Origin of the sequence: Brevibacillus sp. HB1.4B (genome assembly GCF_013284285.1) — a bacterium.
Classification (GTDB): Bacteria; Bacillota; Bacilli; order Brevibacillales; family Brevibacillaceae; genus Brevibacillus; species Brevibacillus porteri.
In genome coordinates, this window is the sequence record NZ_JABSUT010000010.1 from 72,039 (window position 1) to 84,578 (window position 12,540).

At 49.5% G+C, this 12,540-nt stretch carries 11 protein-coding genes; 6 read left to right on the forward strand and 5 right to left on the reverse strand.

Annotated features, from left to right (window positions below; all coding sequences use genetic code 11):
* Positions 1-59: 59 nt before the first annotated feature.
* Both HP398_RS22545 and moaC read right to left on the reverse strand, forming a co-directional pair.
* A complete protein-coding gene (locus HP398_RS22545; RefSeq protein ID WP_173623683.1) occupies positions 60-1,307 on the reverse strand; it encodes an MFS transporter in 1,248 nt (415 codons plus the stop codon).
* 3 nt (positions 1,308-1,310) lie between these two features.
* Positions 1,311-1,793, reverse strand: a complete 483-nt coding sequence (moaC, locus tag HP398_RS22550) for a cyclic pyranopterin monophosphate synthase MoaC (RefSeq protein WP_017250470.1) — start codon at positions 1,791-1,793, stop codon at positions 1,311-1,313.
* A 172-nt stretch (positions 1,794-1,965) separates the two neighbouring features.
* Between moaC and HP398_RS22555 the strand changes: the two genes are divergently transcribed.
* From HP398_RS22555 to HP398_RS22575, 5 genes are all read left to right on the forward strand, one after another.
* Entirely contained in the window at positions 1,966-2,505 is a 540-nt protein-coding gene (locus HP398_RS22555) for a methylated-DNA--[protein]-cysteine S-methyltransferase (protein WP_173623684.1), read from the forward strand.
* Positions 2,498-3,211: a 2OG-Fe(II) oxygenase gene (locus HP398_RS22560; RefSeq protein WP_173623685.1), complete on the forward strand. Its 714-nt coding sequence runs from the start codon at positions 2,498-2,500 to the stop codon at positions 3,209-3,211. The genes HP398_RS22555 and HP398_RS22560 overlap by 8 nt, the downstream gene beginning before the upstream one ends.
* A gap of 12 nt (positions 3,212-3,223) precedes the next feature.
* Complete coding sequence (locus tag HP398_RS22565) at positions 3,224-4,042, forward strand: SPL family radical SAM protein (protein ID WP_017250473.1); 819 nt, start codon at positions 3,224-3,226, stop codon at positions 4,040-4,042.
* A 103-nt stretch (positions 4,043-4,145) separates the two neighbouring features.
* Complete coding sequence (locus HP398_RS22570; RefSeq protein WP_017250474.1) at positions 4,146-4,853, forward strand: molybdenum cofactor biosynthesis protein; 708 nt, start codon at positions 4,146-4,148, stop codon at positions 4,851-4,853.
* A 4-nt stretch (positions 4,854-4,857) separates the two neighbouring features.
* On the forward strand, positions 4,858-5,883 hold the full coding sequence (locus HP398_RS22575; protein WP_017250475.1) for a ThiF family adenylyltransferase: 1,026 nt from the start codon (positions 4,858-4,860) through the stop codon (positions 5,881-5,883).
* Positions 5,884-5,919: 36 nt separating this feature from the next.
* On the opposite strand, the gene HP398_RS22580 is transcribed toward HP398_RS22575, so the two are convergent.
* Genes HP398_RS22580 through HP398_RS22590 form a run of 3 tightly spaced genes read right to left on the reverse strand, consistent with a single transcriptional unit; the run spans position 5,920 to position 9,434 of the window.
* Complete coding sequence (locus HP398_RS22580) at positions 5,920-7,002, reverse strand: sensor histidine kinase (protein WP_173623686.1); 1,083 nt, start codon at positions 7,000-7,002, stop codon at positions 5,920-5,922.
* Positions 6,999-7,673, reverse strand: coding sequence for a response regulator transcription factor (locus tag HP398_RS22585; RefSeq protein ID WP_069847628.1), 675 nt, complete (start codon positions 7,671-7,673; stop codon positions 6,999-7,001). The genes HP398_RS22580 and HP398_RS22585 overlap by 4 nt, the downstream gene beginning before the upstream one ends.
* Positions 7,674-7,676: 3 nt before the next feature.
* The gene (locus HP398_RS22590; RefSeq protein ID WP_017250478.1) at positions 7,677-9,434 is read right to left on the reverse strand and encodes an ABC transporter ATP-binding protein; all 1,758 of its coding nucleotides are present in this window, start codon (positions 9,432-9,434) and stop codon (positions 7,677-7,679) included.
* A 287-nt stretch (positions 9,435-9,721) separates the two neighbouring features.
* Here HP398_RS22590 and acnA point away from each other — a divergent pair, with 287 nt between their 5' ends.
* Entirely contained in the window at positions 9,722-12,451 is a 2,730-nt protein-coding gene (gene acnA / locus HP398_RS22595; RefSeq protein WP_017250479.1) for an aconitate hydratase AcnA, read from the forward strand.
* Positions 12,452-12,540: the final 89 nt, after the last annotated feature.

Below are 12,540 nucleotides of genomic sequence, written 5' to 3' on the forward strand. Positions count from 1 at the left end.
AACACACGGAATATACTGTTTTTTCGTCTATATCATACTACTTGAGCACGTAAACCGTGTCAAGATGCTTGATTCTGTAAGGGTACCTGATGCCTTCTTTTTTGAAAAGATGTGTGGAAGGCAAAGAATGCGACAGACAACAGACACAAGCCCGCCATCACGAACAATAGTCCCTGCGCATGAATCGATTGGAAAATGAAGGCGCCAAGAAGTGGTCCGAGCATCCTCCCAGCAGATCCAGTCCCTGCAATCAGACCTTGAATGAAGCCTTCTCGTCCCTCTGGCGTAAACTGTGCCGCTACTGCCGGCACCGCTGGCCATACGAGCATTTCTCCCAGCGTCATGATGAACATGCCTGCAACAAAGCCTGCATAAACCGTTGATTGAGACAAAATCAACATCGACATGGCAAAAATATAAGCGCCCAAGAGCATTTGTGCTTTTAGCGTACGGGCAAAGCGTCGTATGACCCACGCAATCAATGGTTGACCAAACAGGATCAAACCGCCGTTCAGCGTCCACAACAGACTGTATTGACGGAGTGAAATGCCCAGGGATTGCATGTAGGTCGACAGCACCGTTGTCCATTGTACATAGACAATCCAGCTAATGAGCAATCCTCCGCATAAGAGCAGCAATGCTCCCCATACAACCTTGGTCTCTTGCTGTGGTTCTCGTATAAGTTCTCCCTCTGCTTGTTCGGGAGCAGTCGTCTGCAATTGACGTTTTTGCTCTGCCAGTTTTAACTGACGCGGCAAAATGAGCATAAACATCGTCAGCACAATTACTTGTGTGATCGCATTTCCGAAAAACGTCCAAGCAAACGAAACGCTTGCCAAGAAGCCGCCTAAAGCAGAGCCGGCAGCTACACCCACATTGAGGGCGACGTAAATCAGATTGATTCCTTTACGGCCTCCCTCCGGCCATAAAACCACTGCCAGCGCATTCATAACGGGAGAAAGGGATCCATAAAACAGACCATTCAATAATAACAGTAGGACATATACGGTAAAATCTTGTGTAACACCTAAACAGACCGAAATAATCATTCCACCGATGGAGCCTACAACAATGGTGCGCATTTTACCCCAGCGGTCAAACATCATCCCGCCGACAATACTCCCGATCAGGAATGCGCCTTGATTTAAAAGCAACAAGAAGCCGGCTACAGTCAGCGGCTTTCCGAGATGGTTGTGAATATAGATCGTGACCAGCGGCCAAATACACGCCATTCCGGTAGAAAAAATGACGGCAGCAATCGCCAATAAACGAATGCTGCTCGGATAGGATTCCCACTTTTGCCTCATGGCTTACTTCTCACCCCGATGGAAATCGCCGCTTTTTCCGCCTGTTTTGGATTGCAGACTGGTCGGACCGATTATCATTTCTTTATCCATGGCTTTGCACATGTCATACACCGTCAAAGCCGTTACACTGACAGCGGTCAACGCCTCCATCTCGACGCCTGTTTTCCCTGTCGTCTTCACGGTTCCTGTAATCGCAAGCGTCGTTTCATCTACAAAAGCAAATTGTATGTCGATGCCAGTCAATGGCAGCGGATGACACATCGGGATGATTTCCCACGTCTTTTTGGCAGCCATGACACCTGCTACCTGCGCAACTGCGAGTACATCGCCCTTTTCGATTCGACCTTCACGGATTCGGGCGAGTGTTTCGGGTTTCATGCTGATTTGGCTCTCGGCTACAGCCACCCGTTTTGTGACGTCCTTCTCAGACACGTCCACCATCCGCGCTCGATTTTGTTCATTAAAATGTGTTAATTGATCAGTCATACGAGTATCTTTCCTCCTCTATCTTCTCCTACCTTACTCCCGCAGCTGGATAAAAGCAATGGGAATGTAGAGGACATCGTTTCGTTATCTTGCTCATCCACTCCCAAAAACGTACGAAGAACAGGTGCTGGAGGTATACTGTGCGTACACAGCTCAAAGGAGGCGTATGGAAATGGAAACGATGAAGGATCAGACGGTACGTTGGTCAATGCTTGTGCATGGTGATTGGACTATTTATTTGGCTGCAACGGCTGCCGGACTTTGTTATGTCGGCTCAGTCAACCAGCCTTTTGCTGAATTGGAAGCGTGGGTTGAAAAGCATCGCCCACAAAGTGCACTGGTGCAAGACGACCCATGGCTAAAGCCTTTTGCAACAGAACTGATGGAATATATGCAAGGAACGCGCGAGCATTTTTCCATGAATTGCGACCTCTCTGGAACGCCTTTTCAGCTCGCTGTCTGGGAAGCACTCCGTCAAATCCCATACGGTCAAACGGCATCGTACACCGACATTGCAAACATCATTGAAAAGCCTGCTGCTGTTCGTGCAGTCGGTGCAGCAATCGGTGCCAATCCGGTTCTCATTACAGTCCCCTGCCACCGCGTTGTCGGTAAAAACGGTTCACTGACTGGCTATCGTGGAGGACTGCCCATGAAGACAACTCTGCTTGATCTGGAGCAAAAGTCGAATCGGGGTGTGAAGCATGGCTAGTTCACTGACAGAAAGGATCGCTGCACTTGACTGGCATTCCCTGCAACAGAAGTTGGACGAACAAGGGTATGCAGCTTTTCCTTCCTTAATAGGCTCGAATGCGTGCGAAGAATTAATCGCTTCGTATGGACAGGATGATCTTTTTCGCAATACGATCCAGATGGCACGGTACCGTTTCGGTGAAGGGGAGTATCGTTATTATCAGGCTCCCCTTCCCTCACTTTTGCAGGAGCTTCGCGAAGGCTTTTATCCGATGCTTGCGCAGACTGCGAATCGGTGGCTCGAAATGCTTGGACGTGAAGCTATTTATCCTGCTACCCTCCCTGATTTTTTGGCGCAATGTCACGACCAGGGGCAGCTGCGCTCTACTCCATTGATTTTGAAATACGAAACGGGTGGCTACAATTGTTTACATCAGGATATGTACGGCGAGGTGTTCTTCCCGTTTCAAGTCGTGTTTGCCTTGAATCAGAAGGAGAAGGACTACACTGGCGGAGAATTTCTGCTGATGGAGCAACGGCCGCGCGCGCAGAGCCGGGGACATGTGATAACCTTGGACCAAGGCGCTGGACTGATTTTCCCGACATCCTATCGTCCTGTACAGGGAACGCGAGGCTTCTATAAAAACACGCTGCGCCACGGTGTCAGCACGATTACCTCAGGAAAGCGCTACAGCCTCGGAATTATTTTTCATGATGCAAAGTGAGGAACGCACAATATGAAGAGCATCCTTTCCTATAAAATGCCGAAAACCCTCCTCAATAAAGGAAGCGGATTTCTTGCGGATTACACCCACTCGCTCAATCCGTATACGGGCTGTTCTTTCGCCTGCTCTTATTGCTATGTTCGGCAAATGCCTGTCTCTTTGTTTCGCAACGAGCAATGGGGCACATGGGTTGACATTAAGCAGCAAGCTGCCGATTTATTGCGCAAGGAGTTAATACGGGCTAAGAAAAAAGGAAAGGTGACCATCTTCATGTCTTCGAGTACAGACCCGTACCAGCCCATCGAACAAACGGAAAAGGTAACGAGGTCTTTACTCGAAGTCATGGTAGAGCATCCACCCGATTTTTTGCTGGTGCAGACGAGAAGTCCCTTGGTTTGGCGGGATGCCGATTTGTTACTCCTGCTGGGTGATCGCGTCCGCGTCAGCATGACCGTCGAGACCGATTTGGAGGAGATTCGCAGGCACTTTAGCCCACAAGCTCCCCCCATTCAAGCGCGGCTTAAAACACTCCAGCGTTTGGCGGAAGCAGGCATCCCTACACAAGCAACCATTGCCCCTGTTTTGCCTAGCAGTGAGTCATTTCCGGAGATTTTGCGCCCCTTGGTAACACGTGTCTGTGTCGACGACTTTTATATGGGAGATGGCAGCGGCGGTAAACGAACGAAAAGAAACGGCATTCCCGCTCTCTATGAACAGCTTGGACTGGAAGAATGGTATGATCCTACCGCCTATCGGATCGTCTATGATCGGCTATTACGTATTTTTCCCCCGAACCAGATCTATTTGAGTCAGGAAGGCTTCGCCCCTTAGAATCAACCGCTGATTGAAACACCCCATTCATTGGCAACTTTGATCGGTTTATGATATCGTCTAGCCTAGAGTGTAGTATCATCCAGGGAAATGAGGAATTGTCTTGACCATTACGATCTTGTTATTTGCCGGACTCGCTGAACGTGCGAATGCCCGGGAAGTACAGTTGACCCTATCTGAAGGCGCGACCGTTAGCGACCTACTGCAAGCAGTGGAAAGAGAATATCCTGCGCTCTCTGCGCTTTTGGGCAGTTGCTTTGTCTCCATCAATCATGAATATGCGGCGAAAAATCAGGTCATTTCAGCCGACGACGAGATTGCCCTCTTACCTCCTGTAAGCGGCGGAGAAGAAGACCCGCGCTTCGCCATTACCGAGGAGCCCATTTCTGCGGACAAGTTGGTTCGTCTGGTGAGCAACCCGCATGCAGGCGCAATCCTTACTTTTGTCGGAACTGTTCGGGAATTTACCCATGGTCAGCGCACCGTGTATTTGTCCTATGAAGCATATGCCCCTATGGCTGTTGAAAAAATGAAGCAGGTCGCAGCAGAGATCGAGGAACGCTGGCCGGGAGCGCAAGTCGCGATGCACCATCGTATCGGTAACTTGGCTGTAGAAGAAATTGCGGTTGTTTGTGCCGTTGCAACAGCGCATCGAAATGAATCGTTTGAAGCAGGCCGTTACGCCATTGAGCGACTCAAAGAGATCGTTCCCATTTGGAAAAAAGAAATGTGGGAAGATGGAAGCGAATGGAAGGGACATCAGCAAGGACCGTGGAATCCGCTTGCGATGCCAGAAGGAAAGGTGGAGTAACGCCTTGGATACTCGCTATTCCCGTCAGACATTGTTTCATCCGATCGGGCGCAGTGGACAGGAAAAATTGGGGCAAAGCCGCGTAGCGATCGTCGGCATGGGAGCACTTGGAACTGTTCTCTCCAATCATATGGTCCGTGCTGGAGTAGGTTTTGTCCGCATCATTGACCGCGACTTCGTCGAGCCGAGCAACCTGCAGCGTCAAATGCTCTACGACGAATCCGATGCAGCCGAGCATTTGCCAAAAGCAATCGCCGCTCACGCCAAGCTGACAAAGATCAATTCAGCTGTCACGATCGAACCGATTGTCGCAGACCTTACCGCTTATAATGCGGAGGAATTGCTGGCAGATGTCGATCTCGTTCTGGATGCGACGGATAATTTTCAGGTGAGATATCTCGTGAACGATGTTTGCGTTAAGCATAGTATTCCGTGGGTGTACGGTGGCGCTGTGAGTGCGACTGGAACATTTACCGCGATTCGTCCAGGGATCACGCCTTGCTTACGCTGCCTTTTCCCTGAAGCACCAAACCCGGGTGAGATGCCTACCTGTGACACGGCTGGCGTCATCGGACCAATCATTCACATCGTCGCCTCCTATCAGGCAACAGAAGCATTCAAGCTGTTAGTTGATGCAACGGATGAGCTTAATCCGAATTTGGAGCACTTTGAGATTTGGCATAACCGCCATCAGCAAATCAAGGTGGTCAATGCCCGCCGAGACGACTGTCCGACATGTGGGCACAAGCAATTTTCGTTTTTGCAGCCGGATACCCAGGATGGACAAGCCGTTTCGCTTTGCGGTCGAGACACCGTACAAATCTCGCCCGCCGCTGCCTTGACACTTGATCTGAACGCATTGGCTGATAGACTCTCGCCTTTGGGACAAATCGAGCAAAACAAATTTTTGCTGCGTTTCCGTGTCGATACATACACGCTCGTCATTTTCCCGGATGGTCGTGTCCTCGTGCAAGGCACAGATGACATCAGCCTAGCACGTTCGCTCCATGCCAAGTATATCGGCGCGTAACTGGTACCCGTAATGAAAATAAGCTGTCCCAGACCGTCATCCGGACGAAGGGGCAGCTTTTTTATCTGTTTGAACAAATGTAATCGTAAACGTGGTACCAATCCCTACTTCACTCTCAACGACGATCGTGGCATGATGCAAATCGATTATTTTTTTCACGATTGCCAGTCCCAGGCCACTGCCCGAATTGGCTCGGTTCCGCGATGGGTCCGCCTTGAAAAACCTTTCGAAAATGCGCTCCTGATTTTCCTTGGATATCCCGATTCCCGAGTCGATTATTTTCACGAGTACGTCTCCGTTTACCCTCTCCAGCTTTACGTTAATTTTCCCGCCTGCCTCCGTGAATTTGATGCTGTTGCCAAGCAAGTTAGTCCAGACTTGGTTCAGCATATCTTCGTCGGCGACGATTTCGACTTTTTCCAAGTCTATGTCCATTTCAATCTCTTTCGCCATCCATTGCGGCTCGCATGCGAGGATGATTGCGCGTAGTTGCGTGTCCAGCCGATACCGCTTCCGCTCTAAATCATGCTGGATGCCCTCTAGCGCAGTGAGTTTAAGCAGGTTGTCACTGATCTTGGACAGGCGCTTGCTTTCCGACTCGATAATCTCCAAGTAACGTTTACGATCTTCTGGGCTCAGTCTTTCATTATGCAGGGCGCGAGCAAACCCGCTGATCGACGTCAAGGGCGATTGAATTTCGTGGGAAACATTGGAGATGAACTCCTGCCGCAGCTTCTCCATCTCGTTTAATTGCTCCGCCACGTGGTTGATGCCCTCCACCAACTCCCCCCATTCATGCGCCAGCTTGATATCGAGATTGACCCGAAAATCCCCCATGGCGATCCGTCTGAGCGCATCAATCAATGGTTGAAACCTGCCCCGATGTCTTGGCATGGTGAAGAAAGAAATGATCATGCCTACCCCAATAAACAGGATGCAGCTCAAAACTGAATTGACCAACGTTTTTACAAGATCATGGGGATCATAGTCCATATAGCCATAAAAGAGAGAGGTAATCCCGTATGCACCTAGCCCGCACAAAGCAAAAACAGCACATAAGCCCACTACGCCTGCGATTTTCAGCAAAACATGGGGACGTTCTGGCCTCCTCTTTTTCATACGACGATCTCCAAACGATAACCAAGTCCCCGGACTGTCCGGATCAAAAAGCCGTACATCGCTTCCGGAAATCGCTCCCGCAATCGGTTGATGTGCACGTCTACCGTACGCTCATTGCCTTCAAAATCATAGCCCCATATTTGTTCGATCAGCTGCTCGCGGGAGATGGTCTGCCCGGGATAGCTGGCCAGTTTGAACAGCAGCTCGAACTCCTTTAGTGGAATGCTCCATGTTTTCGTGCCACTGGCGACTGCAAACGTTTTACGATCAAGCAGCAGTTTTCCTGCTTGAACCTGATGCGAAGCGGCAATCCGGTAACGCTTGAGCAGCGCTTTTACCCGGACGACCAGCTCCTGCGGATCAAACGGCTTCACCAAATAATCGTCTGTCCCTAGCTCGAAGCCTTTGATTTTTTGTGATGTCTCTCCCTTGGCAGTCAGCATGAGTAAGGGAAAATCGTAATGCTTGCGAAGCTTTCGGCACAGCTCCCAGCCATCCATGTTCGGCATCATAATGTCAAGAATCACCAGTTGTGCCTGAACCGACTCTAGTTTGTCCAGTGCCTCCTGTCCGTCTGCGGCTTCCACTATCGTAAAGCCTTCATTGCGCAAAAAGACGCTGACGAGCTCGCGAATATGCGGATCGTCGTCGACTACCATAATTGTGGTCACGTTCTACACCCTCTCTTTTACGAGCAATTGCTGACTAGCCAATTCGCGGTACATCGCATGGGTTTGAAAAAGCTCTTCATGTGTACCCATCCCTGTGATTTTTCCCTTTTCCAAAAAGATGATTTGATCTGCTTCCACCACAGTCGACAAGCGATGGGCTATCACGAGGGTGGTACGTCCCTTCATCAAATTTTGCAACGCCTTCTGGACGATCATCTCGGAATTGCTGTCCAAGCTAGAGGTCGCTTCATCCAGCATCAAGATTTGCGGGTCACGAAGCAGTGCACGGGCAATGCCGATTCGTTGGCGCTGTCCACCCGATAGCTTCATGCCTCGCTCCCCTACTTCTGTTTCATAGCCATTCGGCAATTCCTCAATAAATTGATCCGCATAGGCCATCTTTGCCGCCTCCTTCAGTTCCTCCTCGCTAATCGTCCGTGAAATCCCGTAGCAAATATTTTCTCGGATGGTTCCGGCGATCAAAGGACTTTCCTGGGATACGTAGCCGATTTGACTTCTCCATGACTTCAAGGAAAAATCCGTGATGGGATCATTGCCCAGCCTGATTTCTCCATTCAGTGGCTGATAATACCTTTCGACCATTGAAAACAACGTCGTTTTGCCGCTGCCGCTCGGCCCGACAATCGCATTTACTTTTCCGGCCCCAATCGTAAAGCTGACATCGTCAAGAATCGTTTCCCCGTTCTCATACGCGAAGCTAACATGATTCACATGAATCGGCAGCCCTGCGTTATCAAGGGTCCGTCCTGCCAGAAGATCTTCTTCCTCTGCTTCCAGTGTCGCAATGATTCTCTCTGTTGCCCCCATGGCCTTTTGCAAGGAGGTGAAAAACTGTGTGAATTGCCCCAGCGGTATGACAATTTGCACCAGATACAAAATAAACGCGACCAGCTCACCAGCTGTCAATGCTCCCGAGGACACCCGCATGCCGCCATAGCCGATGACAACCACGAGCAGCACCATCAGGATAAAGGACATTAACGGTCCAATGATGGCTTGGACTCTTCCTTCTCTCAACCCGAATCGGAACAGGTTTCCGATTGCCTTTGTCCCCATCCCCAATTCGTACACCTCGGCATTGGAGGATTTTACGAGCCGCATCTCCTGAAGCACCTGATTCATGATCGTTGTAAAGCTCGCAGTCTCATCTTGCAATCCTTTTGAAATTTTGTACATTTGGCTGCCAAGCGGCAGGAGAATCCCCATGCACAACGGAACAGCAACGAGCATCGTTAAGGTCATTTGCCAATCGAGGTATAGCAACGTCACGACGGAACCAACAATCGTGATCAATCCGGTGAAAAAACTGGATAATTGATCACTGATCAGGCTTTTCACGACGCCCGTATCGTTGGTCATTCGACTGATCGTCTCACCTGTCCGGTTGTTGTCATAATAAGAGATCGGCAGGACGAGAAGCTTTTTCCAGAGTCGTTCACGGAGCGAAGCTACCACACTTTCGCCAACATGGTTTAATAAGTAGATGGACAGCCCTCCCGCAATGGCTTGTGCAACAAAAGCGACGACCAAAAGCACAATTTGTCCTGTCGTGATCGTAGCTAAGGAAAAGCTGTCGACCAAGTCTTTTGTAAAGAGCGGAATCACTAAAGTAACCAGTGTGGTGGCGATGCTCATGAACAATGCGACACCGATTTTTAGCTTGGATGGTTTTGTTTCCTTAATTAATCGAAAGAAAGGCCTCCAGTTTCCCCATTTCGCTACGCGATTGGTCTGTTCCATTCGTTATTTCTCCCCTTTTTCTCCACTCATTTCTCTTGCAAGAGATAAGATACTGCATGAATGTAAACGAAATATAAACGGGATAATAATTGAAGTGCGTGCAATTTTCTTCTTTATAATAAGAAGACGTTCGTGATCCAATTTTCTTTACCTATGATTTTTGTATAATAATGATGAATTTGGGGTAGAAGCCGGGAAACAAATCGTATATAATAGGTTCGTAATGAAGAAACGAAACAACGTTTCACCTGGTGAAACTCCAAGTTATTATAGGGAGGTTGTATACATTGGCTAACAAAGATGCTTACAAAGTAAAGTCATCCCTGCAAGTAGGCGACAAGTCTTTTGCTTACTATCGCCTGCAAGGGTTGGAAGAACAAGGTTTGGGCGATGTTTCCAAACTGCCGTTCTCCATTAAAGTTCTGCTCGAGGCTGCTGTTCGTCAGTTCGACGGCCGTGCAATCACGAAAGAACACGTACAACAATTGGCGACCTGGACAAAAGGCCGCGACGAAAACCAAGAAGTACCTCTCATGCCTGCTCGTATCGTACTGCAAGACTTCACTGGTGTACCAGCTGTAGTTGACTTGGCAGCAATGCGCATCGCGATGAAACGCGCTGGTGGAGATCCAAAACGAATCAACCCATTGGTTCCAGTTGACCTCGTTATCGACCACTCCGTCATGGTTGACGATTTCGGTAACGCGTCCGCTCTGGACAACAACATGAAATTGGAATTCGAACGCAACCAAGAGCGCTACCGCTTCCTGCGTTGGGCACAAACTGCGTTTGACAATTTCCGTGCGGTTCCTCCAGCTACTGGTATCGTTCACCAAGTAAACTTGGAGTACCTCGCTACTGTAATCGCTACTCGCGAAGTTGATGGCGAATTGGTTGCTTTCCCTGACTCTCTGGTAGGTACTGACTCCCACACCACTATGATCAACGGTCTTGGTGTTCTTGGATGGGGTGTTGGTGGTATCGAGGCAGAAGCAGGAATGCTCGGCCAACCTCTGTATTTCGTAACGCCAGAAGTAGTTGGTTTCAAACTGACTGGCACACTGAATGCTGGTGCAACTGCAACTGACCTCGCTCTGACTGTTACGCAAATGCTGCGTAAAAAAGGCGTTGTAGGTAAATTCGTGGAGTTCTACGGACCAGGCCTGTCCAACATCTCGCTGGCTGACCGCGCTACCGTAGCGAACATGGCACCTGAGTACGGCGCTACAATGGGCTTCTTCCCAGTAGATGCTGAGACACTCAACTACATGCGTCAAACTGGTCGTGAAGAAGACCTCATCTCCTTGGTTGAAACTTACACCAAAGCACAAGGCCTCTTCCGTACTGACGAGACTGTTGACCCAGTATTCTCCGAAACATTGGAACTGGATCTGTCCACTGTCGTACCTAGCTTGGCTGGTCCAAAACGTCCTCAAGACCGCGTAGAACTGACTGCTATGAAGGAATCCTTCAATAACAGCTTGCGTACGCCGATCGACAAAGGCGGATTTGGTCTCTCTGAAGAGAAAATCGCAGCTAGCGCACCAGTTGCTTATGCAAACGGTGAAACAGCTACGCTGAAAACAGGTGCAGTTGTTATCGCAGCGATCACTTCCTGTACCAATACATCAAATCCTAGCGTAATGCTGGGTGCAGGTATCCTGGCGAAAAAAGCTGTAGAAAAAGGCCTGAAAAAGCCTGCTTTCGTAAAAAGCTCCCTGGCTCCAGGTTCCCGCGTAGTTACGCAATACCTGACTGACGCTGGTCTGATCGACTCCTTGGATGCTATCGGATTCAACGTAGTAGGTTATGGTTGCACCACTTGCATCGGTAACTCCGGTCCATTGCCAGAGGAAACCAGCAAAGCAATCGCTGACGAAGATCTGACAGTTGCAGCGGTACTCTCCGGTAACCGTAACTTCGAAGGCCGTATCCATGCACAGGTAAAAGCGAACTACCTCGCTTCTCCTCCATTGGTTATCGCCTATGCACTGGCAGGTACTGTAGATATCGACCTGACTACAGAGCCAATCGGTACTGGCAAAGACGGTCAACCTGTATTCTTGAAAGACATCTGGCCTTCTCCACAAGAGATCGCAGCTGCAATGGACAAAGCTATGAATCCTGCTCTGTTCCGCGCTGAGTACGGCCAAGTGTTCACGCAAAACGAAGCTTGGAACAAAATCGACGTTCCAACTGGCGACCTGTACGAGTGGGATGAAAAATCCACGTACATCCAAGAGCCGCCATTCTTCCAAAACCTGGCTGGAGAAATCGCTAAAATCGCAGACATCAAAGCAGCGAACACGATCGCACTCTTCGGTGATTCTGTGACAACTGACCATATCTCCCCAGCTGGTAACATCTCGCCAACTAGCCCAGCAGGTCTGTATCTGCAAGCAAACGGCGTAGAGCGCAAAGACTTCAACTCCTACGGTGCTCGTCGTGGTAGCCACGATGTAATGATGCGCGGTACATTTGCAAACATCCGTATCCGCAACCAAGTAGCTCCTGGAACTGAGGGCGGCGTAACCAAATACTTGCCAACTGACGAAGTAATGTCCATCTACGATGCTTCCATGAAGTATCAAGCAGACGGTACTCCACTCGTTGTACTGGCTGGTAAAGAGTACGGTACTGGTTCTTCCCGTGACTGGGCAGCAAAAGGTACATTCCTCTTGGGTATCAAAGCGGTTATCGCTGAGAGCTTCGAGCGTATCCACCGTGCTAACCTGGTTGGTATGGGCGTTCTGCCTCTGCAATTCGCTGGTGACCAAAGCTGGAAGTCCCTCGGCATCGACGGTACTGAGTCCTTCAACATTGTAGGCCTCTCCGATGATGTTCAACCTGGCCAACGCGTAAAAGTAGAAGCTACTAAGAAAGACGGCAGCACTTTCGAATTCGAAGCAATCGTGCGCCTCGATTCCATGGTAGACGTAGACTACTACCGCAATGGTGGTATCCTGCAAACGGTTCTGCGTCAATTGCTGGATGAAGGTAAACCAGTAACTGCGTAAGCAAACGATTAAAATAAGTTCGTATCAGCACCCACCCAACGAAAAGGGCAGACTCCGAGTATTCGGCAGTCTGCTCTTTTTACGTTTCC